The organism is Pseudomonas sp. BIOMIG1BAC (assembly GCF_001705995.2).
In the GTDB taxonomy this organism is placed as follows: domain Bacteria; phylum Pseudomonadota; class Gammaproteobacteria; order Pseudomonadales; family Pseudomonadaceae; genus Aquipseudomonas; species Aquipseudomonas sessilinigenes.
In genome coordinates, this window is record NZ_CP049045.1 from 4,300,341 (window position 1) to 4,324,828 (window position 24,488).

The 24,488-nt window shown below is 64.6% G+C and carries 28 protein-coding genes and 1 pseudogene; 15 read left to right on the plus strand and 14 right to left on the minus strand.

Annotated elements, in window-relative coordinates; translation table 11 throughout:
* Positions 1-118: 118 nt before the first annotated feature.
* Positions 119-505, minus strand: a complete 387-nt coding sequence (locus ATY02_RS19960; protein ID WP_228022206.1) for a GNAT family N-acetyltransferase — start codon at positions 503-505, stop codon at positions 119-121.
* 15 nt (positions 506-520) lie between these two features.
* Positions 521-1,429 (minus strand): transcriptional regulator GcvA, encoded by a 909-nt coding sequence (gcvA, locus tag ATY02_RS19965; RefSeq protein WP_068586956.1) that lies wholly within the window; start codon positions 1,427-1,429, stop codon positions 521-523.
* 155 nt (positions 1,430-1,584) lie between these two features.
* Between gcvA and ATY02_RS19970 the strand changes: the two genes are divergently transcribed.
* The gene (locus tag ATY02_RS19970; protein WP_068586958.1) at positions 1,585-2,544 is read left to right on the plus strand and encodes a DMT family transporter; all 960 of its coding nucleotides are present in this window, start codon (positions 1,585-1,587) and stop codon (positions 2,542-2,544) included.
* Positions 2,545-2,763: 219 nt separating this feature from the next.
* Positions 2,764-3,396, plus strand: a complete 633-nt coding sequence (yfcF, locus tag ATY02_RS19975) for a glutathione transferase (protein ID WP_068586960.1) — start codon at positions 2,764-2,766, stop codon at positions 3,394-3,396.
* A 20-nt stretch (positions 3,397-3,416) separates the two neighbouring features.
* Here yfcF and ATY02_RS19980 read toward each other — a convergent pair whose 3' ends face one another.
* Entirely contained in the window at positions 3,417-3,950 is a 534-nt protein-coding gene (locus tag ATY02_RS19980) for a DUF1993 domain-containing protein (RefSeq protein WP_068586962.1), read from the minus strand.
* Positions 3,951-4,123: 173 nt separating this feature from the next.
* Here ATY02_RS19980 and ATY02_RS19985 point away from each other — a divergent pair, with 173 nt between their 5' ends.
* Complete coding sequence (locus ATY02_RS19985) at positions 4,124-4,558, plus strand: hypothetical protein (protein WP_068586964.1); 435 nt, start codon at positions 4,124-4,126, stop codon at positions 4,556-4,558.
* Between the two features lie 19 nt (positions 4,559-4,577).
* Here ATY02_RS19985 and ATY02_RS19990 read toward each other — a convergent pair whose 3' ends face one another.
* A complete protein-coding gene (locus ATY02_RS19990) occupies positions 4,578-5,039 on the minus strand; it encodes a methyltransferase family protein (protein WP_068586966.1) in 462 nt (153 codons plus the stop codon).
* A gap of 275 nt (positions 5,040-5,314) precedes the next feature.
* Between ATY02_RS19990 and ATY02_RS19995 the strand changes: the two genes are divergently transcribed.
* Both ATY02_RS19995 and ATY02_RS20000 read left to right on the plus strand, forming a co-directional pair.
* Positions 5,315-5,716 (plus strand): GFA family protein, encoded by a 402-nt coding sequence (locus tag ATY02_RS19995; RefSeq protein ID WP_068586967.1) that lies wholly within the window; start codon positions 5,315-5,317, stop codon positions 5,714-5,716.
* A complete protein-coding gene (locus ATY02_RS20000; RefSeq protein WP_068586970.1) occupies positions 5,713-6,054 on the plus strand; it encodes a hypothetical protein in 342 nt (113 codons plus the stop codon). Before ATY02_RS19995 ends, ATY02_RS20000 begins: the two co-directional genes overlap by 4 nt.
* A 9-nt stretch (positions 6,055-6,063) precedes the next feature.
* Here the strand turns inward: ATY02_RS20000 and ATY02_RS20005 are convergent, their stop codons facing one another.
* Positions 6,064-6,684, minus strand: coding sequence for a cell wall hydrolase (locus ATY02_RS20005; protein WP_068586992.1), 621 nt, complete (start codon positions 6,682-6,684; stop codon positions 6,064-6,066).
* Between the two features lie 249 nt (positions 6,685-6,933).
* Between ATY02_RS20005 and ATY02_RS20010 the strand changes: the two genes are divergently transcribed.
* From ATY02_RS20010 to ATY02_RS20020, 3 genes are all read left to right on the plus strand, one after another.
* Complete coding sequence (locus ATY02_RS20010) at positions 6,934-7,467, plus strand: RNA polymerase sigma factor (RefSeq protein WP_068586971.1); 534 nt, start codon at positions 6,934-6,936, stop codon at positions 7,465-7,467.
* Positions 7,460-8,431, plus strand: coding sequence for a FecR family protein (locus ATY02_RS20015; RefSeq protein ID WP_068586973.1), 972 nt, complete (start codon positions 7,460-7,462; stop codon positions 8,429-8,431). The genes ATY02_RS20010 and ATY02_RS20015 overlap by 8 nt, the downstream gene beginning before the upstream one ends.
* A gap of 101 nt (positions 8,432-8,532) precedes the next feature.
* Positions 8,533-10,965: a TonB-dependent siderophore receptor gene (locus ATY02_RS20020; RefSeq protein WP_176719793.1), complete on the plus strand. Its 2,433-nt coding sequence runs from the start codon at positions 8,533-8,535 to the stop codon at positions 10,963-10,965.
* A gap of 57 nt (positions 10,966-11,022) precedes the next feature.
* Here the strand turns inward: ATY02_RS20020 and ATY02_RS20025 are convergent, their stop codons facing one another.
* Genes ATY02_RS20025 through ATY02_RS20035 form a run of 3 tightly spaced genes read right to left on the minus strand, consistent with a single transcriptional unit; the run spans position 11,023 to position 12,553 of the window.
* Complete coding sequence (locus ATY02_RS20025) at positions 11,023-11,469, minus strand: NUDIX hydrolase (protein WP_141698245.1); 447 nt, start codon at positions 11,467-11,469, stop codon at positions 11,023-11,025.
* A gap of 35 nt (positions 11,470-11,504) precedes the next feature.
* Positions 11,505-11,903, minus strand: a complete 399-nt coding sequence (locus ATY02_RS20030) for a hypothetical protein (protein WP_141698246.1) — start codon at positions 11,901-11,903, stop codon at positions 11,505-11,507.
* 8 nt (positions 11,904-11,911) lie between these two features.
* Positions 11,912-12,553 carry a DMP19 family protein gene (locus ATY02_RS20035; RefSeq protein WP_068586981.1) on the minus strand — a complete coding sequence of 214 codons (642 nt, stop codon included), beginning with the start codon at positions 12,551-12,553 and terminating at the stop codon, positions 11,912-11,914.
* 163 nt (positions 12,554-12,716) lie between these two features.
* Between ATY02_RS20035 and ATY02_RS20040 the strand changes: the two genes are divergently transcribed.
* Complete coding sequence (locus ATY02_RS20040; protein ID WP_141698247.1) at positions 12,717-13,082, plus strand: hypothetical protein; 366 nt, start codon at positions 12,717-12,719, stop codon at positions 13,080-13,082.
* 23 nt (positions 13,083-13,105) lie between these two features.
* Positions 13,106-13,402, plus strand: a complete 297-nt coding sequence (locus ATY02_RS20045) for a cyclic-phosphate processing receiver domain-containing protein (RefSeq protein ID WP_068586985.1) — start codon at positions 13,106-13,108, stop codon at positions 13,400-13,402.
* 184 nt (positions 13,403-13,586) lie between these two features.
* Here ATY02_RS20045 and ATY02_RS20050 read toward each other — a convergent pair whose 3' ends face one another.
* The 6 genes from ATY02_RS20050 to ATY02_RS20075 form a co-directional block, all read right to left on the minus strand.
* Positions 13,587-14,426 carry an EcsC family protein gene (locus ATY02_RS20050; protein WP_083235980.1) on the minus strand — a complete coding sequence of 280 codons (840 nt, stop codon included), beginning with the start codon at positions 14,424-14,426 and terminating at the stop codon, positions 13,587-13,589.
* A gap of 114 nt (positions 14,427-14,540) precedes the next feature.
* A complete protein-coding gene (valS, locus tag ATY02_RS20055; protein WP_164823698.1) occupies positions 14,541-17,096 on the minus strand; it encodes a valine--tRNA ligase in 2,556 nt (851 codons plus the stop codon).
* Positions 17,097-17,171: 75 nt separating this feature from the next.
* On the minus strand, positions 17,172-17,459 hold the full coding sequence (locus ATY02_RS20060; protein WP_068588083.1) for a barstar family protein: 288 nt from the start codon (positions 17,457-17,459) through the stop codon (positions 17,172-17,174).
* Positions 17,460-17,495: 36 nt separating this feature from the next.
* Entirely contained in the window at positions 17,496-18,350 is an 855-nt protein-coding gene (locus ATY02_RS20065; protein ID WP_068588076.1) for a hypothetical protein, read from the minus strand.
* A gap of 193 nt (positions 18,351-18,543) precedes the next feature.
* The gene (locus tag ATY02_RS20070; RefSeq protein WP_068588073.1) at positions 18,544-19,326 is read right to left on the minus strand and encodes an alpha/beta fold hydrolase; all 783 of its coding nucleotides are present in this window, start codon (positions 19,324-19,326) and stop codon (positions 18,544-18,546) included.
* A 60-nt stretch (positions 19,327-19,386) separates the two neighbouring features.
* The gene (locus tag ATY02_RS20075; protein ID WP_068588080.1) at positions 19,387-19,770 is read right to left on the minus strand and encodes a PaaI family thioesterase; all 384 of its coding nucleotides are present in this window, start codon (positions 19,768-19,770) and stop codon (positions 19,387-19,389) included.
* Between the two features lie 116 nt (positions 19,771-19,886).
* Between ATY02_RS20075 and ATY02_RS20080 the strand changes: the two genes are divergently transcribed.
* The 5 genes and pseudogenes from ATY02_RS20080 to ATY02_RS20100 all read left to right on the plus strand — a co-directional run bounded on the left by ATY02_RS20080 (position 19,887) and on the right by ATY02_RS20100 (position 24,399).
* On the plus strand, positions 19,887-20,855 hold the full coding sequence (locus tag ATY02_RS20080) for a GlxA family transcriptional regulator (RefSeq protein WP_068588070.1): 969 nt from the start codon (positions 19,887-19,889) through the stop codon (positions 20,853-20,855).
* A gap of 496 nt (positions 20,856-21,351) precedes the next feature.
* The gene (locus ATY02_RS20085) at positions 21,352-22,713 is read left to right on the plus strand and encodes a DUF1329 domain-containing protein (RefSeq protein ID WP_068588067.1); all 1,362 of its coding nucleotides are present in this window, start codon (positions 21,352-21,354) and stop codon (positions 22,711-22,713) included.
* A gap of 94 nt (positions 22,714-22,807) precedes the next feature.
* Positions 22,808-23,212, plus strand: a pseudogene (locus tag ATY02_RS20090) (DUF1302 family protein); the annotation flags it as partial.
* 28 nt (positions 23,213-23,240) lie between these two features.
* Positions 23,241-23,837: a WD40/YVTN/BNR-like repeat-containing protein gene (locus ATY02_RS20095; protein WP_068588059.1), complete on the plus strand. Its 597-nt coding sequence runs from the start codon at positions 23,241-23,243 to the stop codon at positions 23,835-23,837.
* Positions 23,838-23,877: 40 nt separating this feature from the next.
* Positions 23,878-24,399 (plus strand): hypothetical protein, encoded by a 522-nt coding sequence (locus ATY02_RS20100; RefSeq protein WP_068588054.1) that lies wholly within the window; start codon positions 23,878-23,880, stop codon positions 24,397-24,399.
* Positions 24,400-24,488 lie beyond the last annotated feature (89 nt).

A 24,488-nucleotide genomic window follows, 5' to 3' on the forward strand; every position in this document is an offset into this window, starting at 1 on the left:
GATGGAACTGTATCTGCTGGTACTCACTGAAACCGGCCTTTTCGGCGACTCGCAAGGACGCACCATGGTCCGGTTCGATAATGACCACCACGCAGTCCAGGCCCGGTGGGGCGAAGACTCATGCCAGGACGCCACGCACCGCTTCGGTGGCCAGGCCGCGGTTCCAGAAACGCCGGGCCAGGCGATAGCCCAGGTTGGCTTCCTGGACCCCGCCCACCTGTTCGGGACTGACTCCGCAGAACCCCACCAATTCGCCGGTGCCCTTCTCCACCAGGGCCCAGGGCCCCATGCCCTGTTCGGCGTAGCAAACCAGGCACTCGTCGATGAACCGGCTGGTGGCCTGTTCATCGCACACGCCACGCAGGGAATGCTTCATCACCCAAGGGTCGCTGAGGATTGCCGTCAGTGCCGGCAAGTCCTCGCGAGACAGCGGGCGCCCGATAAGGCGTGGGGTTTCGAATAGCGGCACAGCTGACTCCTTGTACAACAGTTGAACGACGTTCATTGCCAATCGAATCGCTCAGGACGGCGAAGCAGCACCGGTAACAACGCCCCCCGCCTCCATCAGCATCCACTCGCGCAATGCCGCCACCGCCGGGCGTTCGAGGGCAGTGGCCGGATACACCAGGTAGTAGGCCAGATCGCTGGCGATGCCCTGTGCCATGGGCGCCAGCAGCGTCCCTTCGGCCAGCTCCCGCGCCACCAGCGAGCGGCGGACCAGGGCCACGCCGAGGCCAGCTTTCGCCGCCTCGATGGCCCCGTTGCTATCGACGAACACCCGCCCCTGATGCTCATCGAGCGACGCGCCGCCTGCCGCCTCGAGCCACAGGCGCCAATCATGGCGATGCTCGTCATGCAGCAGGCACAGGCGCGCCAGCTCGGCCAGTGTCAGGAGGGCCTCCGGGCCCAGCAACTGCGGGCTGCACACCGGCACCAGTTGATCGTCGAGCAGGCGCTCGCTGACCAGGCCGTCGTAGCGGCCAAAGCCATGGCGAACCGCAAGATCGATGCCATCGCGAGCCAGGTCGAGCACCCGGTTGCAGGCGCTGATGCGTACATCCACCCCAGGGTTTTTTGCCTCGAATTGCCCCAGGCGCGGCACCAGCCATTGCACGGCGAAACTCGGCGTGCAACTGAGCACCAGCACCTCCAGGCGCGTGCGCCCCACCAGCTCGACAGTGGCTTCGCGGATCATGCGAAACGCCGTTCGCAAGGTGGCGAAGTACTCTTCGCCGGAAGCGGTCAGGAGCAACCGCCGGGGCCGACGCACGAACAGCGTCACGCCCAGGGCCGCTTCCAGTTCCTTGATCTGCAGGCTCACCGCACCGGGAGTGACGTGCAGCTCGCCAGCCGCCAGGGTCACACTCAGGTGGCGCGCCGTGGCTTCGAATGCACGTAACGCGACGAGGGACGGCAACTCCATGCTCATGATTTAGCCCTCCTTAATCATTCAGCGAAAAATACTGGTTTGTCAGCGACTGGAAGCTCCCAGAATAATTGGCCTCAGCACGATATCAAGTGCAAGCACTCGACGAAAAATCCGAGCAAGACTCAATCATCGATCGGCAAACGGGAGCTACAGGCATGACCAAGCAGAATGTCATGGGCGCCTCGCAATGGGGCCAGTTGCTGGTGCTGTCCGTCCTGTGGGGCGGTTCGTTCTTTTTCATCGGTATCGCCGTCAAGGAGCTGCCGCCCTTGACCATCGTCCTGCTGCGCCTGTGCCTGGCGGCCCTTGCCCTGCTGGCAGTGCTGCGGATCACGGGCCTGAAACTGCCCACCGACCGCCAGGCGTGGCAAGCGTTCCTCGGCATGGGATTGCTGAACAACCTGGTGCCCTTCAGCCTGATCGTCTGGGGCCAGACCCACATCGCCAGCAGCCTGGCGGCGATCCTCAATGCCACCACCCCCCTGTTCGCGGTTCTGGTGGCCCACCTGCTGACCGCCGATGAAAAACTCACCGGCAACAAGCTGGCCGGTGTCACGGTGGGGTTCATCGGCGTGGCGATCATGATCGGCACCGATGCCCTGGCCGGCCTCGGTGAGCAGTCGGGCGCCCAGTTGGCCGTGCTGGGGGCAGCGTTGTCCTATGCCCTGGCCGGAATCTTCGGTCGGCGCTTCAAGGCCATGGGCATTGCTCCGCTGCCCAGCGCCACCGGCCAGGTCTGCGCCTCCAGCCTGTTGCTGATGCCCCTGGCATTGCTGGTGGACCGCCCCTGGACCCTGGCCCTGCCGAGCCTGCCGGTGTGGGCCGCCTTGCTGGGCATTGCCCTGTTGTCCACGGCCCTGGCCTACGTGCTGTTCTTCCGCATTCTGGCCAGCGCCGGCGCCACCAACCTGATGCTGGTGACGTTCCTGATCCCGGTCAGCGCCATCGTGCTGGGCGCCCTGGTCCTGGGCGAACACCTGCACGCCAAGCACCTGCTGGGCATGACCCTGATCACCCTGGGCCTGGTGGCCATCGACGGCCGCGTATTCAAGCGCCTGGCCCGAGCGAAGGACAAACCCGTGGATCGCGAGAGCTTTCTGGGCCGGGACATCTAGCCAGGCAAGCGCTGCGCACCGACACGTGGAGCGCCCATCCCCTGCACGCGGCCGGCTGCGCAAGGGTCATCAGGCAATGGGGGCGTACCGCCAGGTCGCGTATCGGCGAGCTGGCGCTCGGCGCAGTATTCCAGCGAAGAATAGGCCCATGAAAATCGTGCATTGTATTTCTCGCCCGGGATCTCTTAGCGTGTCCGCACCCCCATTGGAGATCATGCCGTGACCGCTTCCCGCCCGCGCCTGTACGTCGATGCCCAGTTCACCAGCCCCTATGCCATGTCCGTATTCGTGGCGCTACGGGAGAAAGGCATCGATTTCGAAATGCTCCCGCTGGACCTCGACGCCGAACAGAACCGCAGCCAGGACTATGCCCGGCTGTCCCAGACCCAACGGGTACCGACGCTGATCCATGAAGGGTTCGCGCTGTCCGAATCCTCGGCCATCACCGAATACCTGGAAGAGCTGTTCCCCCAGGTCCCGGTCTATCCCAAGACGCCACGCCAACGAGCCAAGGCCCGCCAGGTACAGGCCTGGCTGCGCAGCGACCTGCTGCCGATCCGCCAGGAGCGCTCGACCCTGGTGGTGTTCTACGGCCAGCGCGGCGAGCCGTTGTCGGCTCAGGCCCAGGTGGCCGCGGCCAAGCTGATCGATGCGGCGCAAGCGCTGCTGGAGGACGGGCGCCAGTACCTGTTCGACACCTGGTCCATCGCCGATGTCGACCTGGCGCTGATGCTCAACCGCCTGGTGCTTAACGGCGACCCGATACCGGCGAACCTGGTGGACTACGCCCAGCGCCAATGGCAGCGCCCGGCGGTGCAGGAATGGGTGCAGCTGCAGCGCCCGGCACTGTAGGCACTGGCCAAGGTCACGGCTCAGCCGGCGACCGGGGCCTGGCGCAGGTAGGCGAACATGTGTTGCGCGTACTCGGCCTTGCCCAGCGGCACACCGTTGTGGCGCAGGATGTTGTAGGCGGTGACCAGGTGGAAATAGAACTGTGGCGTGGCCCAGTTACGCGCGTACTCCTCGCCAGTCATGTCGAAGGCGATGGCGTTGGGCAGTTCGATAGCCACGGCCCGCGCACCGCTGTCATCGATCAATCGGCCATCGGCATCGGCGAGAAACGCCACGGTCTGGCGGATCAGTGCCTTGGCCTCGGCCATATTGGCCGGCGTCGGCAGTGTGCTGACCGATTGGCCGCTCAGGCGCTCCACCGCTTCCCGGGCCTGGGTACAGGTAAAACGCACCTGCGCCGCCAGATCGTACATATCCGGGGCCAGGCGTGCATCCAGCAGGTTCTGCGGGTCGAAACCCAGCTTCCGGGCATGCTCCTCGCCCTTGGCCAGCAGGGTCTCCAGAGTATGCAGCATCTGGGCGAAACAGGTGACGGTCACAGCATGGATCGACATAGGCTTCCTCTCAGGCTCGGGGTGCGCCTGGGCGCACGATGATCACAAGGCTTGCAGCCTAGCAGGTGGCCAGGCCGGGTTCGACGGTGCCTACCGGTGACAAAGGTACCCGTGCGCCGATCGTGCTGTTATGGTGCGCCCCTTGAGAAATACACCGCCAGCCAATGAGGAAAATGACCTTGAGCAGTGAAGCAACAATGACCGGGGACCTGTTCGAAGTCGACAAGCGCCTGGCCCTCAAGCCCATCGTCGAGTTCAATGCCTACCTGCGCGCCGCCTTCGCCGACGGTCCCTGTGCCTGCGGCCGCTGCGTGGCCAGCCAAGGCGACGAGAGTGGCTACGAACACCGCCACAGCTTCGAGTTTTCCGGCCAGGTGGCCAGCCGCCGCTTTGCCTCCACCGCCGGTAGCGATGTGCTGCAAGCCTTGAAGAAGGCCTGGCTGTCCTACACCAAGGCCGAGCTGCTGGTGCCTGGCGAACTGGAACTGGCCACGGTCAAGGAGTTCGTCGAACCACAACTGCACCAGCGCCTGGTGCCGTTGTTCCTGGCCAGCGGGCTGGCCCGGGAAACCGATGGCCAGTTGCACCTGCAGGTCCAGGCCGCCTGAGCCCACCCCGCACGTCCGTTCACAGCCAGCGGCGCACCTGCTGCTGGTAGGCCGTGAAATCGCTGCCGAACAACTGCCCCAGGGCACGCTCCTCGGGGCCGATCTGCCAGCGGTTCATGTACAGCACGAACCCTGGCACGCCCAACAGCGCCAGGGGGTTGGCCAGGTACAGGCCCCAGGCCAGCAGGCACAGGGCGAAACCTGCGTACATCGGGTTGCGGGTATAGCGATAGATGCCCGAAGTGACCAGCGCCGAGGCGTTCCCCGGCTTGAGCGGATTGACCGTGGTCCTGGCCCGGCGAAACGACACCACGCCAGCAAGCGCCACCCCTACGCCGACACACACCAACGGCAAGGCCAAGGCCAGGCGTAATCCGCGGCCCAGCTCCAACCCCGGCGTCCCCCAGGCCACAAGCCCCATGAGCAGCGCGCACAGCAGCGCGATCGCCGGTGGCGGAATGCGATGTTCCAGTCCCTGCATGTTTGTCCCTCCCTTCACCCTGAGCCTGCGACCGATGCCTACAGGTTATCCGTCAGTGAGCCCGGTTAGAATGCCTGGACCTGCCTTGAAGCTGGAGCAACGCCCCCACGGCACACCGATACCAGAATGGAGCGAGGGGATTGAGGCGATGGAGCGCCTGGATCACTATGTCGCTCCCCACGACGCGGGGACTGCCAGGCAACGAGCTCCAGCAAGACCTTGCCTGCGATGACAATACCGCCCCAAGGCCCTTCCCCTTCAAGCAAGAGATGAACATGCAGAACCCCCATCAAGGCAGTTGCCTGTGTGGCGCCGTGACCTACCAGGTCCACGGCGAACTCAAGGCCGTCACCCACTGCCATTGCCGCAAGTGTCGCAAGGGCCATGGGGCCGCCTTCGCCACCTACGCCAGCACCCTGCGCGCCCATCTCGCCATCGACGACCCAGGCGCTGCGCTCAAGGCCTACGAGTCCTCGCCCGGGGTACTGCGCCAGTTCTGTGGGCAATGCGGCTCTTCACTGTTCTGGCACAACGCCGGGGGCCAGTTCGCCGATTGGCTGTCGATCGCCATCGCCACCCTGGACACCGTCTTTACCGCGCCACGGCAAAAGCACCACTGCGTGGCCACGAAAGCCGACTGGCACACCATCACCGATCAATTCCCCCAGCAGCCATGACCCGGGAGTTCAGCTATGTCTGGCTGCTGCCGCTGCTGGAACGTCCCTGGGCCAGGGTCATGGCCGACCTGCCCGGCGCAGTGGCCGAACTGAGGATCGATGCACCGCTGCCCGAGCCGCTATCGCTGCGCGAACTGCTGCTCACCGCCCTGGACTCCGGCTCGCCCTACTGGCCACGGTGTGCGGCCCAGTGGCTGGAACAAGGGTTTCCCCTCGACCACGGGCTCTGCACAAGGCTGCTGGAGCGGGTGCATGGGAAAGCCTTCGAGCAGTCCGTCGGCCAGCGCCTGGGGGCACTGGCCAAGCGCTGGCAGCGCCAGCACCTGCCAACGCCCTAGCGCCATGCGCTAGCGGGCCGCCACATCCTTGGGCCGGTAGAACAGGAAGCTGCCGATCTCGACGGTCTTGATGTAAGTCCGGGCCCAATCCGGCGAAGCACTGCGATCGTGAAAGTACAGCGCACCGCCGGTGCGGTCCTTGAGCTGCTGGTTCAAGGCCTTGCGGGCAATCTCCTTGGCAACGCTGTAGCGCTGCTCTTCTTCCACCTGGTCCGGACGGCCATCGCACCACCAGGAGAATTGGCAAGGGCTCTTCTGCGAACCCTGCTTGACCACCTCGCACACCGTCCCGGGAAACCCCTCGTGGCCCAGGCGATTGAGCACCACATCGGCCACCGCCTCCATGTCCTCGGTCTCGCCGCCCTTGGCTTCCCAATAGAGGGTCCGCGACAGGCAAGTCAGGGCATCGTCCAGAGGTGCCTGGCCCGCCGGATCGACGGCCTGGGCTTCGCTCTTGCTCAGGGGAGCGGCCTCGGGCGCGGTCTTCGGGCTTTGCTTGTCCGCGGCCTTCTGCTCCAGGGCCTGGGCCTTGTCCTCGGCAGCGGCCTGGACCGCCGGCGACTCGGCCGCCCAGGCTGAAACAGTCAAGGGCAGCAAGCAAAAACAGATGATCCTGGCAATCAGATGCATGATCGATTCGTCCTGGTGAACCTTAACCACCCCGCCCCATCGCGCTGCTGGCAAGTCGGCGGGAGCCATGCTGAATCGACCATCGAGCGAGTAAAACATTCCGCGGCCAGCCCAGCGCCAACCACTGGATGCCAGTACGGTAAAAACCTTGAGCATGACTGGATTAGCCACTGGTAATGATACGGATTCTCATTAAAATAGCCGCCCATTCACGCTGGTACCGCATCGGCGTAGCGAGGACCATGGGCGATGGTGACCGGAGACAACCAACAACGACTCAGCACGCTGTTCGTCGCCCAGCGCGGTGCATTGATCCGCATGCTGTCGCGCGTGGTCGGCTGTTCCAGCCTGGCCGAAGACCTGGCCCAGGAAGCCTACTTGCGGGTGGCCAAGGCCTTGAACACTCGCTCCATCGAGCATCTGCAACCGTTTCTCTACCAGACGGCCCAGTACCTGGCCTTCGATCATCTGCGTAGCCAACGCAGCAAGCGCCGTTTCGAATACCAGCTGGGCGACGATCACCAGATCAACCAGGTTCCAACCGCCGCGCCGGGTCCCGATAGCCACGTACAGGGCCAGCAGCAGCTGCAATTGCTGCAGCAGGTACTGGCCACCCTGCCTAAGCGCCAGCAACAAATCCTGGTTTTGCATAAACTGCACGGCCTTTCCCAAGGCGAGATCGCCCAGCGCCTGCAGGTCTCCCTGAGCACGGTGGAAAAGGACCTGCGCCATGCACTCAACGCCTGCCTCAAGGCCACCGACCGGCACGACCCCGATGACTGAACACCCAAGCAACGCCCTGCCCTGCGATGCGGTGCGAGAACAGGCCAGCGACTGGTTCGCCCAGCGCGAGGCGGTGGCCGGCAACCCACTGCTGCGCCAGCGCTTCGAACAATGGCGCAGCGCCGATCCACGACACGCTGCGGCCTATGAGGCATTGCAAGCACTGTGGGAATCCACCGCCTTCGAGCAGGCCCTGGAGCATCTGGCGCTGGATCTGGAGCTGCCTCCCGCGCCGCTCCCGGTACGCCGCAAACCCGCCACTGGCCGCTGGCTGGCGGCAGCCGCAGCCTTGTTGCTGATGCTCGGCGCGGGTTGGATCAGCGACTTGCCAATGCGTTTGCAAGCCGATCACCTGGCCGGAATGGGCCAGTTGCAGGCATTCGACCTGGCCGACGGCTCCCATGTCGTCCTGGGCAGCCATAGCGCTATCAGCACCGCGTTCGACGGCGACCACAGGCGCATCCGCCTGCTGCGCGGCGAGCTGTATGTCGAAGCCTTTCACGATCCTTCCCGGCCCATGATCATCGACGCCGGCGACGCCACGGTCACCGTGGTCGGCACGCGCTTCAGCGTCAATCGTCATGACGAGGCCGTCACGGTGGCGGTGCGTGAAGGCCGGGTGCGCCTGGCCAGCGACGACGGCGAACAGAGCCTGTTGCAGGCCGGCAACTGGCAACGGCTGGAAGACCGGCACCTGCAGGCCTTGCACCTGCAAGGCAGTGAACGGCAGATGGCCTGGCTCAACGGTCGCTTGTCGTTCCAGGACATGCCGCTGGCCCAGGTGCTGGACGAGCTGCGGCGCTACTACCGGGCACCGATCCTGTTGTTCAACGATGCCGCCGCCCAGCAGCAGGTCAGCGGCAACTACCGGCTCGACAATCCGCAAGCGGTCGTCCAGGCCTTGAGCAAGGTCACGGGGACCGAGTTCACCCGCCTGCCAGGTGGCATCCTGGTGATCCGCTGACATACCCAAGGCAGGCGAGAAAAAAGTTTTACGGCTTTGTCCGGGACAACCCGTCAGGGTGTTTGCTTTTGCAAATCATTCCTATTTCGTACGGAACTTCCATGCACTTCTCATCCCACATCCCCGCCCGCAGCATCCTGGCGCTAGCCATCTGCCTGGCCTGCGGGCACGCAGCAGCTGTCGAACCCGCCAGCGCCCTCAGCAAGCAAGAGTCGAACCTGCATAGTTTCTCCATCGCCAGGCAACCCCTGGCCGAGGCCCTGGACCAACTGAGCACCCAGAGCGGGTTGCAGATTGCCTATTCCTCGCCGATGGCCCAAGGCATCCAGTCCCCTGGAGTCAGCGGCAGGATGAGCGCCGAACAGGCACTGGCCAAGGTGCTGGAGGGCACCGGCCTGGGCTTCGAGCGCAATGGCCTCAATGCCGTCCTGCTGACCCGCCTGCCCGCGGTGGAGAAGAGCGTGGAACTGGGTGCGACCCAGATCATCAGCAACCAACTGGGCACCGTGACCGAGGGCTCCGGCTCCTATACCCCAGGCACCCTAGCCACCGCCACCCGGCTGGTGTTGAGCCCCCGCCAGACCCCGCAATCGGTGAGCGTCATCACCCGCCAGCACATGGAAGACTTCAACCTCAACAACGTCGACGACGTGATGCGCCACACCCCGGGCATCACCGTATCGGCCTACGACACCGACCGGACCAACTACTACGCCCGCGGTTTCTCGATCAACAACTTCCAGTACGACGGCATTCCCTCCACCTCACGCAATGTCGCCTACTCGGCGGGCAACACCCTGAGCGACATGGCGATCTACGACCGGGTCGAAGTGCTCAAGGGCGCCACCGGCCTGCTGACCGGCGCCGGCTCCCTCGGCGCCACCATCAACCTGGTACGCAAGAAACCCACCGCCGAGTTCAAGGGGCACGCCACCCTGGGCGCAGGCTCCTGGGACAACTATCGCAGCGAGGTGGATGTCAGCGGCCCGTTGACCGACAGCGGTAATGTCCGTGGTCGTGCCGTGGCCGCCTACCAGGACAAGCAGTCGTTTTTGGACCACTACTCGCGCAAGACCGGAACCTACTACGGCATCCTCGAATTCGACCTGTCCCCGGATACGATGCTGACCGTGGGCGCCGACATGCAGGACAACATTCCCAAGGGCTCCAGTTGGTCCGGCACCTTCCCGCTGGTCAATTCCAACGGCAGCATCAACAAGATGTCGCGCTCCTACAACAACGGTACGACCTGGAGCGCTTGGGAGCAGTACACCCGCACCGCCTTCGCCATGCTCGAGCACGACCTGGGCGATGGCTGGGTCACCAAGCTGCAGCTGGACCACAAGATCAACAGCTACCATGCCGAGCTGGGCTCGATCCAGTTCGACCAGCCCCAGGCCGATGGCAGCGCGGAGATCAACGGCCAGAAGTACACCGGCGAAACCAAGAGCACCTCCGCCGATCTCTATGCCAGCGGGCCGTTCAGTCTGTTCGGGCGCGACCATGAGCTGGTGCTGGGCGGTTCGATCAGCACGTCACGCTGGCAAGGCAAAGGTTATTGGGCGCCGGTCTGGCCCCAGGGCAACAAGGTGGATTTCTACAACTGGAAGGGCCACCTGTCCCGCCCCATCTGGCAGGCTCCGGCGCAGATTACCGACGACACCACGCGCCAGACTGGCGCCTACCTGACCACCCGCCTGAACCTGCTGGACGACCTGAACGTCATCCTCGGCGGGCGCGTGGTCAACTATCACCAGACCGGCCTGACCCCGTCGTACCGGGAAAGCGGACGCTTCGTCCCCTATGCCGGGATCATCTATGACCTCAACGAGAACTTCTCGGCATACGCCAGCTACACCGATATCTTCATGCCCCAGGAAAGCTTCAACAAGGACCGGGACCAGAAGCTTTTGGAGCCGGATGAAGGCCAGAACTACGAGCTGGGCCTGAAGGGAGAATTCTTCGAAGGCCGGTTGAACAGCAGCCTGGCCTACTTCGAGATACGCGAGAACAACCGGCCGATCTCCGACGACGCCTACAACAACCTGACCCCCACCCCGAGCAACTATGCCTACAAGGGGTCCAAGGCGGTTACCAAGGGCTACGAGGCGGAGATTTCCGGTGAGTTGAGCCCGGGCTGGCAGGTCCAGGCCGGCTACACCCACAAGGTGGTGCGCGATGACAAAGGCGACAAGCTCTCCACCTTCGAACCCGAGGACCAGGTCAACCTGTACACCACCTACAAGCTCAAGGGCGACCTGGACAAGTTGACCGTCGGCGGCGGCCTGCGCTGGCAGAGCAAAGGCTGGTACTCGATCTACAACAAGCCGCTGGACCGCAACCAGGACATCACCCAGTCATCCTACTGGCTGGTGGACCTGATGACCCGCTACCAGATCACCGACAGCCTCTCGGCGACCCTGAACGTCAACAATATCTTCGACAAGTCCTACTACACCAACGTCGGTTTCTATAACTCGGCCGCCTACGGTGAACCGCGTAACTTCATGCTCAGCACCCGCTGGGACTTCTAGGCCCTTGGCCCTGTCGGACAATGACATCCGGCAGGGCCTGTCGCGGCCTCGCTGCACTCAGTCGAGCAAGCCGGCCTGCTTGAGCAACTGCTCCAGCCCCTGGGGCACCAGGGGCGCTTGCGGGCTGAAGCTCGAACTGTCGTGCCAGCTGACGGTAAAGCCCATGCCGTCGGTTTCCTCGCCGTGCAACTGGTCGCGGGAGTAGACACTGGCATCGTTGAAGCGTGCGTCATACACCTGGACGATTTCGTGCCCGGGCTGGCCCAGGTAGGTGAACAGGTTCTCCAGGGTACCCAGCAGGCGCAACTGGCTGATGGACAGGCCGAGTTCTTCCTCCACCTCGCGGCGGATGGCCTGGTCGCTGCGCTCGCCGAACTCGATGCCGCCACCCACCGGGCGGAACACCGTCTGCTGCTGATGGGGGTCGTCGAACTGATGGACCAGGATCTTGCCCTGGTGATGGAAGACACAAAGCGCCAGGGCGCGGATACGCGGTTCAGCCATGGGAAAATCCGTTTGCCGAGGGAAAAGGCGCGGCATTAGAGCATGGGCACCGACACCTCGACCAGGACCTCCCCGGCGAACCTTCGCAGTTGCTCCGGGCTGAGCAGCAGCGAGGCGTTGACGTGCCAGTCGCTGGCGTCATCCGCGGTCGACCACAGGCTGACCTTGAGCATCAGCAACGGCTGCCAGTCGGCGTCGGCCGTCACTTGCAAGGCCAGGTCAAGGCACGCCGAGCGCCATTGCAACGGCTCCTCAGGCAACGCTTGCGCCGCTTGCAGAAAAAACTCGGCCAACCCGACACAGCCCTCCAGGGGTTCGTGGACGATATGAATATGGGCCTGGAAGCCGCTGCCCCGCAGGCCAACGTCAAGCAACGGGCAGACGCTGCCCTCCTTGGCGACGATGGACAATTGCAGCCCATCGTCCTGGGCCACCACCGCACTCATTCGCAGGCCGGCAGGTAGAAATGGCTGGCCGCCAGTGCCGGCACTTCTTCCAGCGCCGTCCACAATTGCTCGTCCAGTTCGCCACTGATCAGCTCATGCTGCTCATCGCTGAGCCGCTCGGGAATATCCCACAGGCGCTCCAACGGCGGATGGGCCTGCAGATCGCCGATCGTCTGCCGCTGGCGTTCTACCACCGCCCTGGCCCGGGTCGCACCCAACGCCTGGAGTGCGTCCAGGGCCAACTGGTAGCTGCGCTCGCCCCAGTTGCAGAAGAACTGCAGGAAACCACCGTTGTAGCCATCTGCCTCCAGGCGCCACAGGGCGACGATGGCCTGGTCCCGTTCAGGCAGACGCTCCAGGTCCCAATCCAGCGCCTGCAGGCGCGCCATGGACTGCTCGCACACATGCTCCCAGATCCAGTCGGCACCCTCGATCACCAGCCCCTGCTCACCCAACCCGGGCCACAGCACCGAGCTGCCCTGGGGCGCGATCCGCCAGGCCTGGCGCTGCTGCGCCGAGGCTTCCTGCAAGCGGCCATAACGCCCGAGGGATTGGCGCAGCAGCAAGCCATCGGCCCAGGCGAGACAGAGCTGGTCCGCTTCGAAAGCGACGTGGGTGATGGGATTGGCGTTGGACAAGGCAGACCTTCCTGGCAGTGGTTTCGATCAAAGACTGGGGCGTTGCCCCGGGATGCTTCTACACCGATCCACCGCACGGTACCACCCTGCATAGGCTGCAAATACCCTTGGCTTGCGTGACCTGGAACCGCTATAAAACCCGCCCCCTCCAAGGATGCTTGCCGTGTTCACCAGACTGATCGACCAGGAGCTGCATCTCTACGCCAGTCCTGGCGAGTTCAATGCCATAGCCCGCGCCATTCGCAAAGACTGCCGTCAGGCTTTTGCCCTGGAGCCCGAACCTGCGCAACTCGTCAGCCTGATCCTGCACTGCGGTGGACACCAGGACAGCGTTCGCATCGAAGGGGACAGCCTGTACATCCATTTTACCCAGGCCACCAAGAACCGCGTTTGGACACACTTTTCGATGCCCCAGGAAACACCCCCGGGAGCGATGTTCTTCATCGACCGGTGCCAGGGTCATGTACCTGCTTTCGGCGATGACTGCTTGAACCTGGTACTGCACGTCAACGTAACGCCCCCTACCTGAAACCAGCCGAGACACCCTGCCCGATGAAAATCTACCTCGACGATGAACGCCAGACGCCCGAAGGCTGGGTGCGGGCCTACTGGCCGGACGAAGTCATTACCTTGCTCAAGGCCGGTGGCGTCAGTGAAATCAGCCTCGACCACGATCTGGGCGACGACGAACGCGGCACTGGCTACGACGTGATCCTGTGGATCGAGGAAGCCGTGGCCTTGCAGGGTTTTCGCCCACCACGGATCCAGGTGCACTCAGCCAATGCCTCGGCCGTGGAGAAGATGCAGGCCGGAGTCCGCTCGATACAGCGGCTGGCAGCCGGGCAGTAACCGTAGGGTCTTGAGTAGCGCTAGCGACAGCCCCACGGATCTCTTCCCACTGGATAGCGGCGCCCCAGCCCCTCTCAGGGCCGCGCCAGGCCTCAATAAGCGCCACCACAGCGGGCTGTCGCTTGCACATGTCCGTCGGTCGAATCTTCCATGCCAGGGTTCCACCACCAGCAGCACCTGGGCATCAGCCCACCAACCGCTTGCCCTTGAGCTCGGCATAGGCCGCCTTGATCGACTCGAAACCGTACTGCTGCTCCAGGCGCTTGACGATGAAATGCCCACGGGCCATGTCCTGGTAGAAGTCGGTGAACAGGGTATTGATGGTGGCGCCGGTGACGGCTCCGATCACCGGCACGGCCTGGGCCGCGAACTTGCTGGAGATGGTCACGCCATAGCGCGCCGCGACCTTTTCGATCAGCACCGCCAGCCACTTGCCCGCCTGCCCCGGCGACATCCGGCTGATGGCACTGGAGCCCTGCTTGGCGGCGATGGCGGCCAGTTCCTTGGAGAGTTGCTGCATGGCCTGGGTGGTGAAGCTGCGGGTCAGGTAGTAACCCGTTTCGCTGGCATCGTCGGCCTCGCTGTTGCCGCCCATGGCGAACACTTCGATGCACGCCTGCTTGGTGGCGAAGTCCGTCAGGTCGAACCCCTCGCTGCGCGCCACATCGGCCACCGAGCGCATCATGATGGTGGTGGACACCGGCAGCTCGACGAACAGCGAAGCAAAACCGAAGGCGCCCCCCAAGGCCCCGGACGCGGCCGCATACAACTTGTGCAAGCGCGGCGAGGCCTGTTTCTTCGGCTGGTTGTCCAGGCTCCACAAGGCCGCATCGGCGGAACTGTGCAGTGCGGCCACCACCGCGCCGTTGATCTTCTGCGACACCACCGCCGGCAAGGCCTTGACCGCACCCTCGATGGGCGAGCCCAGCAAGCCCGACAGGCGTGCCGTCAACGATGGCGACTCCAAGAGGCCCACGGCGCGCTTGAGGTCCCTGTAGTCTTGCGGGTTGTCTTGGATATTCACTGAAGCTTCCCTTGGCAGGCACTGATACGGGCGAACATAGTGGCAGCATCGACCGGGGAAAATAAACCGCCCGCCGACGCAGATTCGCGTCGGCGGGCGGGATGCGCTGCATGGTCAAGCCTGCAACCAGACCCGCACCTGCCGCTCGGGGCCTTCGATGAACAGCAAGTGCGCCACCTGGCCCGCTTCCAGCAGGTCCTGGCGGGCCTCCTGCAAACGTTCCAGGGACGGCGCCTGGTCCACCAGCTCGACCCGCGCGACCGGCGCCTTCATCGATTGCCGGGCATCGGACTTGGCCTTGCGAATCGCCGCCAGCGTCGCACTGACCGCTTCCAGCAACGACTCCACATCAGCCTCTGCCGCACAGGCCTCGGGCCAGGGCGCACGGTGCACCGAACCCGGCTGCCAGCAACGCCAGACCTCTTCGCAAACGAAAGGCAGGAACGGCGCAAACAGCCGCTGCAGGCTGCTCAAGGCTCGGGCCAGGGCGTTGCGCGCCGAGTGCCCTTCGGGCCGATAGGCGCGGCGCTTGACCAGCTCGACGTAGTCATCGCAGAACCACCAGAAGAATCCCTCGATGCGTACCAGGGCAGCGCTGTAGTCGTAGCTTTCCAATGCCTGCCGGGCCTGGCCGGCGACACTTCCCAGGCGTTGCAGCATGGCCTGGTCCAGCGCCTGGGACAACGGCCCGGCGGGGTCGCCGGGCAAGCCGAACACCAGCTTCGAGACGTTGAACAGCTTGAGCGCCAGGCGCCGGCCGATCTTCATCTGCTGCTCTTCGAAGGCGGTATCGCTGCCCGGCCGCCCCAGGGCCGCCCAGTAGCGCACCGCGTCGCTGCCGTACTGCTCCAGCAGCGCCAGGGGGGTGACCACATTGCCCCGGGACTTGGACATCTTCTTGCGGTCCGGATCGAGGATCCAGCCCGACAGCGCCACATGGCGCCAGGGCACGGCGGCCTGCTCGAAGTGACTGCGAACCAGGGTCGAGAACAGCCAGGTGCGGATGATGTCGTGGCCCTGGGGCCGCAGGTCCATGGGAAAGACCTGCTCGAACAGGCCATCGCCCTCCTCCCAGCCCGCGGCAATCTGCGGGCTCAGGGAGCTGGTGGCCCAGGTATCCATGATGTCCCGCTCGCCGATGAAACCATGGGGCTGGCCGCGCTGGTTCGGCTCGTAACCCGGCGGGGTGTCCAGGGTCGGGTCCACCGGCAGCAAGTCTTCGCTGGCCGCGATCGGCCGGTCATGGTCCGGTTCGCCCCGGGCATCCAGGGGGTACCAGAACGGCAGCGGCACGCCGAAGATCCGTTGCCGGCTGATCAGCCAGTCGCCATTGAGGCCGCCAACCCAATGCTCGTAGCGGCTGCGCATGAATGGCGGGTGCCAGGCCAGGGCGCGGCCCCGCCCCAGCAGTTGCTGGCGCAGCTCGGCATCGCGTCCGCCATTGCGCAAGTACCACTGGCGGGTGGCGACGATCTCCAGCGGTTGGTCACCTTTCTCGAAGAACTTCACGGCATGGCGGATCGGCCGTGGCTCACCGAGCAGGCCGCCGCACCCGTACAGCAGCGGCAACAACCGCTGGCGCGCCTGGGCCAGGCTGCAACCGGCCAGTGCAACATAGGCCTGGCGTCCGGCGGGATCGGCCAGCCACTCAGGCGCCTGCGCCAGCAAGCGACCGTCGCGGTCGATGATGCAACGGGTCGGCAGCTGCAATTCACGCCACCAGAGCACGTCCGTCAGGTCGCCGAAGGTGCAGACCATCGCCAGCCCCGTGCCCTTCTGCGGATCGGCCAGCGGGTGGGCGAGCAACGGCACCGGCACCTCGAACAGCGGCGAACGCAACTGCTGCCCGAACTGCCCCTGGTAGCGTGGGTCGTCGGGGTGCGCCACCAGCGCCACGCAGGCCGCCAGCAACTCCGGACGCGTGGTGGCGATGCGCAGCGCCTGGCCCCCGTCGCCCCGGAACACCAGGTCGTGCCAGGCTCCCGGCTGCTCGCGATCCTCAAGCTCGGCCTGGGCCACGGCGGTCTGGAAGGTTACGTCCCACAGGCATGGCGCCTGCTGGCTGTAGAGCTCGCCACGCTGGTAGTTGCGCAAGAGCGCGCGCTGGCTGACCCGCTGCGCCCGCTCATCGATGGTGGCGTAGGTCAGCCCCCAGTCCACCGACAACCCCAGCTGCACGAACAGGTTGCGAAAGGCCTGCTCATCGATGGCGGTCAGGCGATGGCACAGCTCGACGAAATTGCGCCGGCTGATCGCGACATACTCGCTGCGGCGCCGGGCTACCGTAGTCGGCGGCTGGAACTGCGGTTGGTACGTGGCATCCGGATCGCAGCGCACGCCGTAGTAGTTCTCCACGCGCCGTTCGGTGGGCAGGCCGTTGTCATCCCAACCCATGGGATAGAACACAGTCTTGCCGCACATGCGCTGGAAGCGGGCGATGATATCGGTGTGGGTGTAGCTGAACACATGGCCGACGTGCAGCGAGCCGGAGGCCGTGGGTGGCGGTGTGTCGATGGAATAGACCGCGTCCCGTGGGGCATTGCGGTCGAAGGCGTAGGTGCCTTCTTCGAGCCAGCGCTGGGACCAGCGTGTCTCGAGATGTTCAAGCGAGGGGGTGGGGCAAATCGTCAGGCTTTCACGTTTAACGGTGACATAGCTTCCTCCTGTCATCGGCAGATGGCGCGCAGTGGTGCGCGCCGCAAGGCCGATTTATAGAGCAAGGACACGGATTAGTAAATCGCCCTTTCAAAGCCATTTCACCTGCGGCGCCCACTGCGGGTACTCCGCGCGCAGGTGCTCCAGGCACTGGGCCAGCAACCGCGCATCGTCGGGCAAGCGCTGGCTCAATGCCGACCCGCCGTGGAACGACAATTGCCGTGGCATCTCCACCAGCCCGGTGATCGCGTCCCAGAACGCATCCCAGTTGCAGCCGTACCAAGCGGGAAACCCCAGGGCGTCGCGCAACAGGATGTGCAGTTCGGCCGAACTGCCCACCGCGCTCAAATCGATGTCCAAGCGCTGCAAACCAGTCACCTCCAAGCGGCTCCTGGATTCAGGCACCCGCACCGATCACTGGCGGACATACTGCACCTGCTTGCCATCGAAGACGTAGCTGACGTCATCGGCATCCCCCATCTTGCGGGTCTGGGTGTCGCCCGCAGAGGTGGTGCCGCTGAACTTGACCAGCAAGCGCGGCATCGGCCCTTGGGCCGCCACGAAATTCAGCTCGCCCTGGTTGGCGATGCAGGGGATCACCGTGCCGTCGTCGCAGGCCGCCGAGTTGTCCTCGCCGCTGAAGACCTGGCCCAGGTAGCTCCAGACCCAGCCGTCCTCCTCCGGGGTCTTGTTCGGGTTGAACACGAACACGGCATAACCGCTGATGCCATAGCCGCTGTCGAAGGTGGCCGTGGGCACCGCCAGCACCAGGCGGCCATCGTTGGTGCGGTACTCCAGGGCCTGGCGGCTGGTGTCCACTTCCTCGGGCTGCTCGCGGGCGCCGAAGAAGCCGATCTTGCGCTCGATGCTGCGAATATCGTAAGGCTGCTTCTGACCCGGGCGAGCCAGTTCGAAGGTCGCGTCCGCCAGCCGGACCTTGACGTCCGGGGCGATGAAGTCCTCACCTTCACGGGCCGCGCGGTCGCGAGTGAACCAGGAGAACGTCGCGTAATAGTGCTTGCCGCCCAGGTCGATCTCGCGGCCATACCAGAAATTGGACACCACGCCATCTTCCAGTTCGAAGGTTTCGGCCTGGTCATCGATCTGGACGTTGTTGATCACCGCCAGCACCGCGCCAGGCGGGATCAAAGGGTCCTTGGCATAGACGGCCAATGGCGCCGCGAACGCCGCCGTGGCCAACGTCAGAGCGGCCAACGCCCGCCCCAGGCGGCCGGGCTTGGGCAAACCTGCCTTGTTGTCGATCTTCATCGCTAGAACATCCCTGTAGAACCAGTGAAAGAGCCCGAGGCCGGTGGCGCAGAACCTGTCGACTCCGGGTGATTGGGCGCGCGAATCATATAAGCAGGTTTTCACCCGCCACAAGATACTGGCACATGGCGATTAACGGCCCATGGGCCAGCGGGCGGTCGATCAGCAACAGCGCCTTGACCCAGGCGCGGCCTCAGCGCGACAGGAACCCTAGCACCTGCTCCAGAACGCCATGTGGATTTTCCCGGTGGGGAACATGGCCACACCCGGCAAAGACATGCACCCACGCCGGGCCGCCGGTCCCAGCGGCGATACGCTCAGGGTGCAACAACGAACCGTATTCGTCGCAATTGCCATGCAACACCAACAGCGGGCACTGCACCCGGGCCAACTGCGGGTCCAGGGTCCAGTGGCCGAAGGCAGCGTCCAGCCAGGTGTCGGTCCAGGCCCGCAGGACCCACGTCGCCTTGTCGCCATGGTATTTGTGCAATCGCTGCAACTGCCCGGGCTCGGCGAACTGACGCTGCGCCTGGCGGATACCGTCGCGGGTCCGCTGCTCGACGAAAGCCTGAGCCGACTCACTGATCACCGCCTCGCAGCCCTGTGGGTGGGCCGCCGCGCAACCAATGGCCATGCCACCACCGACGCTATGGCCAAAGACCACGAAGCGCTCGATCCCCAGGGTGTGGCACACGGCCTGGAAATCACCCTGCGCCTCGTCCTCGACGAAACAGGTAGGCGGCAAATCGCTGCGAGCCGCCGAACGGCCGAAGCCCAGGCGGTCATAGGCCACCACTCGGCGCCCACTGGCCAGGGCCAGGCGCTCGGGGAAGTCCCGCCACAAACTCACGCACCCCAGGGAGTCATGCAACAGCACCAGGGGTACGCCTTGCTCCCGGCCCGGGTTCCAGCATTGGGCAAACAGCTGCCCCCTCGGGGTGTCGATCCAGTGTTGCCGGGTAGAAACAGAAGGCATGCACACGCTCCGCGACAGTGAATAAAAGGCCGGGCATTCCGGGCGCATCTTGCCCCAGGGTCACTGGCCGAGGCGATAGGCGGTGGCACTGAACAGGGCAATGCGCCGCTCCTGGCTGTCCGTGACCATGACCTGGTAATGGGCGATGTTCTTCGTGCTGCCCACCAGGGTGGCGCAGGCCATCAACTCCTCGCCCTGGACCCTGGCCATGTAGCGGATCTCGGCTTGCAAGCCGATGTACAGCGCATTCGCGGCATTGCACGCAGCGGCGAAAGCAATGTCGGCCAAGGAGAACACCAGGCCGCCGTGAATGCCGCCCAAGGCGTTGCGATGCGCTTCGCCCAGCCGTAGCCGGCAGACCGCCTGCTCGAAACTGGCCTGCTGGTATTCGACCCCGAGCAGATCGGCAAAGCGATCCACCTGTCCCGTACTGGTTGCTTGCATCCCTTGCTCCTGGCCATGGGCCTGTTCAACGATGCCGCCCATCCTAGTCTTGCGATTGTTCCCGATCGGTGTTCTAAAGGGCCGATCGATAGTCCGATCAGGCCATGGGGGGATGCATGAACGAGGTAGCGATTCTGGCTTATGACGGCTGCTGGGCCATGGGCGTGTTCTCGGCCACGGACTTCTTTCGCATCGTCGCACTGCTGGAACAGCACCTCGGGGTCCCCCAGGGTTATCGGGTCAGGGTGCTGTCGATCGATGGCGGCCCGGTCCAGGCTGCCAGTGGCCATGCCATTCACCCGGATGCCGCGCTGGAGGCGGCCGACGACTGCCAGCTGATCGTGATTCCGCCCATCGAAGGCCCGCGCCTGGCCGCCGGCTTTGCTCCGGATGCCCGGGCCCTGGCCTGGCTGGCCCAGTGCAAGGCCCGTGGCGCACGGGTCCTGGCGATGACCACCGGCGCCTGTCATGTGGCGGCGGCCGGGCTGGGCCGGGACATGCTCCTGGCCACCCACTGGGCCTATACCCGGCTCCTGAACAAACGCTATCCGGACTGCACCTTCGTGGCCCATTCATCCTTCACCCAGGCGCAGGGCATCTGGAGCAGCGGCTCGCTGGGGGGCGGCTTCGACGCCTTGCTGGAAATGCTCGCCCAGGACCAGGGCGACCGCTTCGCTCAACTGTGCGCCACCCACCTGCTGGTCTCGATGCCCGAGCGCCTGAGCCCGATCCTGCCGGGGCATCGCAATCATCGCGACCCGGTGGTACTCAAGGTCCAGGACTGGATCGAGAACCATCACCGGCAAGCCATCAGCATCGCGAGCCTGGCCCGTGAAGCCGGCCTGAGCGAGCGGACCCTCAAGCGCCGCTTCCAGTTGGCGACCCACTTGCCGCCCAACCTCTACGTGCAGAAGGTGCGGGTCGACAAGGCCAAGAAACTGCTGCTGTCCAGCGGCCTGCCGGTCAAGGCCATCGCCTATGAAGTCGGCTACGAAAACGTGAGCTTCTTCATCCGCCTGTTCAAGACCCAGGTGGGCCAGACCCCAGCCCAGTGGCGCGATGGCGCCGGCCTGCCGGCACCTTGAACGCCAGCGCCCCATGGGTTGCCAGCACGTATTGATATCCCGGCGCAGCGAGCATCCCTGGGCTCGACCTCGACATCGAACACCGCCTGCGCCACGTTCCCTCCCCCCTAGCGCACCGACAACCAGGCTGGCACCAGATGGCAACTGCCCTGGCCTCTGCGGCCAAGCCGCCCCAAGCACTTTTGTATAACTTGACCTGGCAGGCGAGCCGCACTAGCCAGTCTCCATCGCCTCCCGGACCGCCTGCATGCGCACCACCAAAAAAACCAATAAAGAGGGTGAGTAGATGACTGCGAGCAGACTCTACTGCGGGATGTCGAGTCATTTGCCGGAACGCGCTGCGGCTTGCGCGACACGACCGGGGCATGGGTACGGTGCGTACCACAGCCCTGCCGGCGAACCGCTTCCGTGCAATGCGGAACAGCGTCACCCCTACCCTTGCGAGTCACTTCGAACTACTTCCCGATAAACACAAAAAGCTCCCCAGGAGAAGTTCATGACACACCCTTCGCTTTCGCTGTTGGGCGGCGCGCTGTTGGCGCTGCTCGGTACTGTCCAGGCACAGGCTGCCCCCGCGGCCGACCTGAGCCAGCTGGGCAATCGACTGACCCCCATCGGGGCCGAGAAAGCCGGCAATGCCGACGGCAGCATCCCGGCCTGGACCGGAGGCCTGACCCAGGCCCCCACCGGCTGGTCGGCCGGCCATGGCAATCCTTACGCCAGTGACAAACCGCTGTACTCCATCGACTCGCGCAACCTGGCCCAGTACCAGCAACTGCTGCCCGCAGGTCAAGCGGCCCTGATCAAGGCCTACCCAGGCTACCGCCTGGACGTCTATCCGACCCGGCGCAGTTGCCCGATCCCGGCCGAAGTGGCCGAGCGCACCCGCACATTCGCCGGCCAGGCACGCATTGGCAGCGATGGCTGGCGCCTGGAGCAGGCCGCGGGAGCAGCGGTACCGTTCCCGATTCCGCAGAACGGCATCGAAGCCATGTGGAACTACAAGCTGCGCTACATGGCCAAGGGACGTCGAGCGCAGATCTCGTTCCTGCTGCGCGAAAAGAATGCGGCCCTCTCCGAGGTCCGGCAGTGGGCCTACGAGTACTACCCCTACAACAATGCCGCGGTGAAAGCACCGGGCGACACCGACGGCATCGAGGCCAAGCTGCTGTATGACGTGCTGTCGCCGTCGTCCAGGGCCGGGGAGATGTACCTGGTGCATGCCTTCCTCGACAAGGTACAGAGCTCATGGATCTATTTCCCCGGCCAGCGGCGTGTACGCCAGGCACCGTCCTTTGCCTATGACAACCCGATCGCCGGCTCCGACAACCTGTACTTCGTCGACCAGATCAACATGTTCACCGGAGCGCTGGATCGCTACGACTTCAAGTTGCTGGGCAAGCAGGAAATGATCGTGCCGTACAACTCCTACAAGCTGGTCGACAAGGCCAACAAGTACGAGCAACTGATCGGCCAGGACTACCTCAACCGCGATGTGCAGCGCTACGAGAAGCACCGGGTCTGGGTGGTCGAGGCCACCGTCAAGGCCGACAAGCGCCACTCCTTCGCCAAGCGCGTGTTCTTCTTCGACGAAGACAGCTGGAGCCTGTTGCACGTCGACATGTACGACGCCAAGGGCAACCTCTGGCGCGTCCAGGAAGGCAGCCTGTGGGCCGCTCCCGAAATCCAGGCCTGCACCAGTTTCGAATACCTGAGCTACGACCTGATTGCCCGGCGCTACATTGCCGATGGCTTCACCCAGGAAGGCCAGGTGCTGGATCTCACCGCCGGCCAGGAAGGCCGGGTCAACGACAAGATGTTCAACTCCAACGAACTGCGCCGTCGCGGCGAACGTTGATCGACCCGGGGAAAACGCCATGCACAAGTATAAAAAAGGCGGCGACTCGGTGCCCAAGCCAAGCCTCTGCTCGCGCAAGACCCTGGTCCTGACCATGACCGTGGCTTCCAACCTGGCCTGGATACCGGCCAGCCACGCCGTCCTCTTCGGCAGCGCGGACGGCCTGTCAGGCAGCTTCGACTCCACGCTCTCCTATGGTTTTGCCAGCCGCCTGCAATCCCCCGCATGCCGCCAGCTGGGCGGCGATAACGGTGGTTGCAACAACGGCATCGACAACGAGCTGGGCCGCTACTACAACCTCGGACGCGGCAACGGCTATGCCAATGCCGATATCAACTTCTCCAACTCCGACGATGGCGACCTGAACTATCGCAAGCACGATGTATATTCCCAGGTCGTCAAGGGCACCCATGAGCTGAGCCTGAAGTTCGGCGATGGCTGGAGCGCGCTCGGGCGCGTGGCCTGGGCCCGGGACTTCAAGATGGACGATACCCGGCGCACCGACCTGGAGCACACGGCCAAGCGCGATGCCACCGAGCGCTTCGACCTGCTGGACCTGTGTATGGTTCGAGAATGCCCGGCACGGCATCGTCGTCGGTGCCTACGGCTACGCCGCGCAGACCCAGGACGGCGGGCAGAGCTGGCAACGCCTGCAAGTCGGCGAGGAAGGCAACGACCGACACCTGAACCAGATCTTCGCCTCCGGCCAGGCGGGCCTGTTCATCGCCGCCGAAGCCGGCAACGCCTACCGTTCCAGCGACCATGGCAGTACCTGGCAGGCACTGGACACCGGTGCCAGCGGCTCGCTCTGGAGCGGGCTCGGCTTGCGCGATGGCCGGGTATTGCTGGCAGGCATGAGCGGCCGGGTGCTGCTCGGCGACCCGTCGGGTACGCAGTGGCGCGCGCTGGACAACCCCAGCCAGGAGTCGATCACAGCGATCACCCAACTGGCCGACGGTCGCGTGGCCCTGGTGGGCAATGGCGGCCTGATCGCGGTCGCCGAGCAGGACCTCGAACACTTTCGCGTCACCCGCCAGGAACAGCGCCTGAACCTCTCGGCCCTGGCCCCTGGTGCCAACGGCCAGTTGCTGCTGTTCGGGCCGGCCGGCGTGCTCACCCATTAACCCTGCCCCTTTTACTTGAGCATCCAACTGGAGAGTCACCATGGCATCCGAAGCATTCATTCACGATTTCGCTCGGGAGTTGGCCAACCGCGCCTTCGCCCTGATCACCGTCCGGCGCCTGTGCGAGCGCCTGGAAGGCGACAAGAGCCAGGTGTTCTGGAAGACCTACTGGGACCTGGAACTCTTCAACGCCGATCGCTATGGGGCGGCGGCCCGTCACTGGGGGCTCGATGCCACGCCCGCCGCCATGACCCGGCTCAAGGCCTGGCTGATTTCATCGACCCCCAAGGTGTTGCTCGGAGCCCTGGTCAGGGTCTTCCACAAGGGCACCATCGATTACGTCGACTGGCTGCGCAAACTGCGCCAGGCCGGGCCTGTCGAGGCCCGGGCATTCCTGGACTACATGGTCGAGCAAGAGGTACTGCAGGTGGAAATGATGCAACTGGCGATCGCCGGTCGTTACTCGGACATCGCCCAGCGGGCCGACGCGTTCTTCCTCAAGTACAACGGCGTCACCCTCGGCGCCCAGGCCCCCTCAGAGTCCCAGGGCGCAGGGGCTTGAGCCCCCCAAGGCAGTTTTTTACAGGACCTGGGGAGCGTCCCGGCCAGGCGATCTACAGCCCTGGACGGCCCCCACAGCAAGCGGCATCA

Excerpts from the sequence above, each read along its gene's own strand:
- ATY02_RS20085 (WP_068588067.1), top strand. The coding sequence starts at position 21,352 with ATGACACACCCTTCGCTTTCGCTGTTGGGCGGCGCGCTGTTGGCGCTG.
- ATY02_RS20020 (WP_176719793.1), top strand. The coding sequence starts at position 8,533 with ATGCACTTCTCATCCCACATCCCCGCCCGCAGCATCCTGGCGCTAGCC.
- gcvA (WP_068586956.1), bottom strand. The coding sequence starts at position 1,429 with ATGAGCATGGAGTTGCCGTCCCTCGTCGCGTTACGTGCATTCGAAGCC.
- ATY02_RS19995 (WP_068586967.1), top strand. The coding sequence starts at position 5,315 with ATGCAGAACCCCCATCAAGGCAGTTGCCTGTGTGGCGCCGTGACCTAC.
- ATY02_RS20080 (WP_068588070.1), top strand. The coding sequence starts at position 19,887 with ATGAACGAGGTAGCGATTCTGGCTTATGACGGCTGCTGGGCCATGGGC.
- ATY02_RS20075 (WP_068588080.1), bottom strand. The coding sequence starts at position 19,770 with ATGCAAGCAACCAGTACGGGACAGGTGGATCGCTTTGCCGATCTGCTC.
- ATY02_RS20100 (WP_068588054.1), top strand. The coding sequence starts at position 23,878 with ATGGCATCCGAAGCATTCATTCACGATTTCGCTCGGGAGTTGGCCAAC.
- ATY02_RS20005 (WP_068586992.1), bottom strand. The coding sequence starts at position 6,684 with ATGCATCTGATTGCCAGGATCATCTGTTTTTGCTTGCTGCCCTTGACT.
- ATY02_RS20065 (WP_068588076.1), bottom strand. The coding sequence starts at position 18,350 with ATGAAGATCGACAACAAGGCAGGTTTGCCCAAGCCCGGCCGCCTGGGG.
- ATY02_RS20000 (WP_068586970.1), top strand. The coding sequence starts at position 5,713 with ATGACCCGGGAGTTCAGCTATGTCTGGCTGCTGCCGCTGCTGGAACGT.
- valS (WP_164823698.1), bottom strand. The coding sequence starts at position 17,096 with ATGACAGGAGGAAGCTATGTCACCGTTAAACGTGAAAGCCTGACGATT.
- ATY02_RS19960 (WP_228022206.1), bottom strand. The coding sequence starts at position 505 with ATGAACGTCGTTCAACTGTTGTACAAGGAGTCAGCTGTGCCGCTATTC.
- ATY02_RS20095 (WP_068588059.1), top strand. The coding sequence starts at position 23,241 with ATGCCACCGAGCGCTTCGACCTGCTGGACCTGTGTATGGTTCGAGAAT.
- ATY02_RS19980 (WP_068586962.1), bottom strand. The coding sequence starts at position 3,950 with ATGTCGATCCATGCTGTGACCGTCACCTGTTTCGCCCAGATGCTGCAT.
- ATY02_RS19970 (WP_068586958.1), top strand. The coding sequence starts at position 1,585 with ATGACCAAGCAGAATGTCATGGGCGCCTCGCAATGGGGCCAGTTGCTG.
- ATY02_RS19990 (WP_068586966.1), bottom strand. The coding sequence starts at position 5,039 with ATGCAGGGACTGGAACATCGCATTCCGCCACCGGCGATCGCGCTGCTG.
- ATY02_RS20015 (WP_068586973.1), top strand. The coding sequence starts at position 7,460 with ATGACTGAACACCCAAGCAACGCCCTGCCCTGCGATGCGGTGCGAGAA.
- ATY02_RS20025 (WP_141698245.1), bottom strand. The coding sequence starts at position 11,469 with ATGGCTGAACCGCGTATCCGCGCCCTGGCGCTTTGTGTCTTCCATCAC.
- ATY02_RS19985 (WP_068586964.1), top strand. The coding sequence starts at position 4,124 with ATGACCTTGAGCAGTGAAGCAACAATGACCGGGGACCTGTTCGAAGTC.
- ATY02_RS20045 (WP_068586985.1), top strand. The coding sequence starts at position 13,106 with ATGAAAATCTACCTCGACGATGAACGCCAGACGCCCGAAGGCTGGGTG.
- ATY02_RS20070 (WP_068588073.1), bottom strand. The coding sequence starts at position 19,326 with ATGCCTTCTGTTTCTACCCGGCAACACTGGATCGACACCCCGAGGGGG.
- ATY02_RS20010 (WP_068586971.1), top strand. The coding sequence starts at position 6,934 with ATGGTGACCGGAGACAACCAACAACGACTCAGCACGCTGTTCGTCGCC.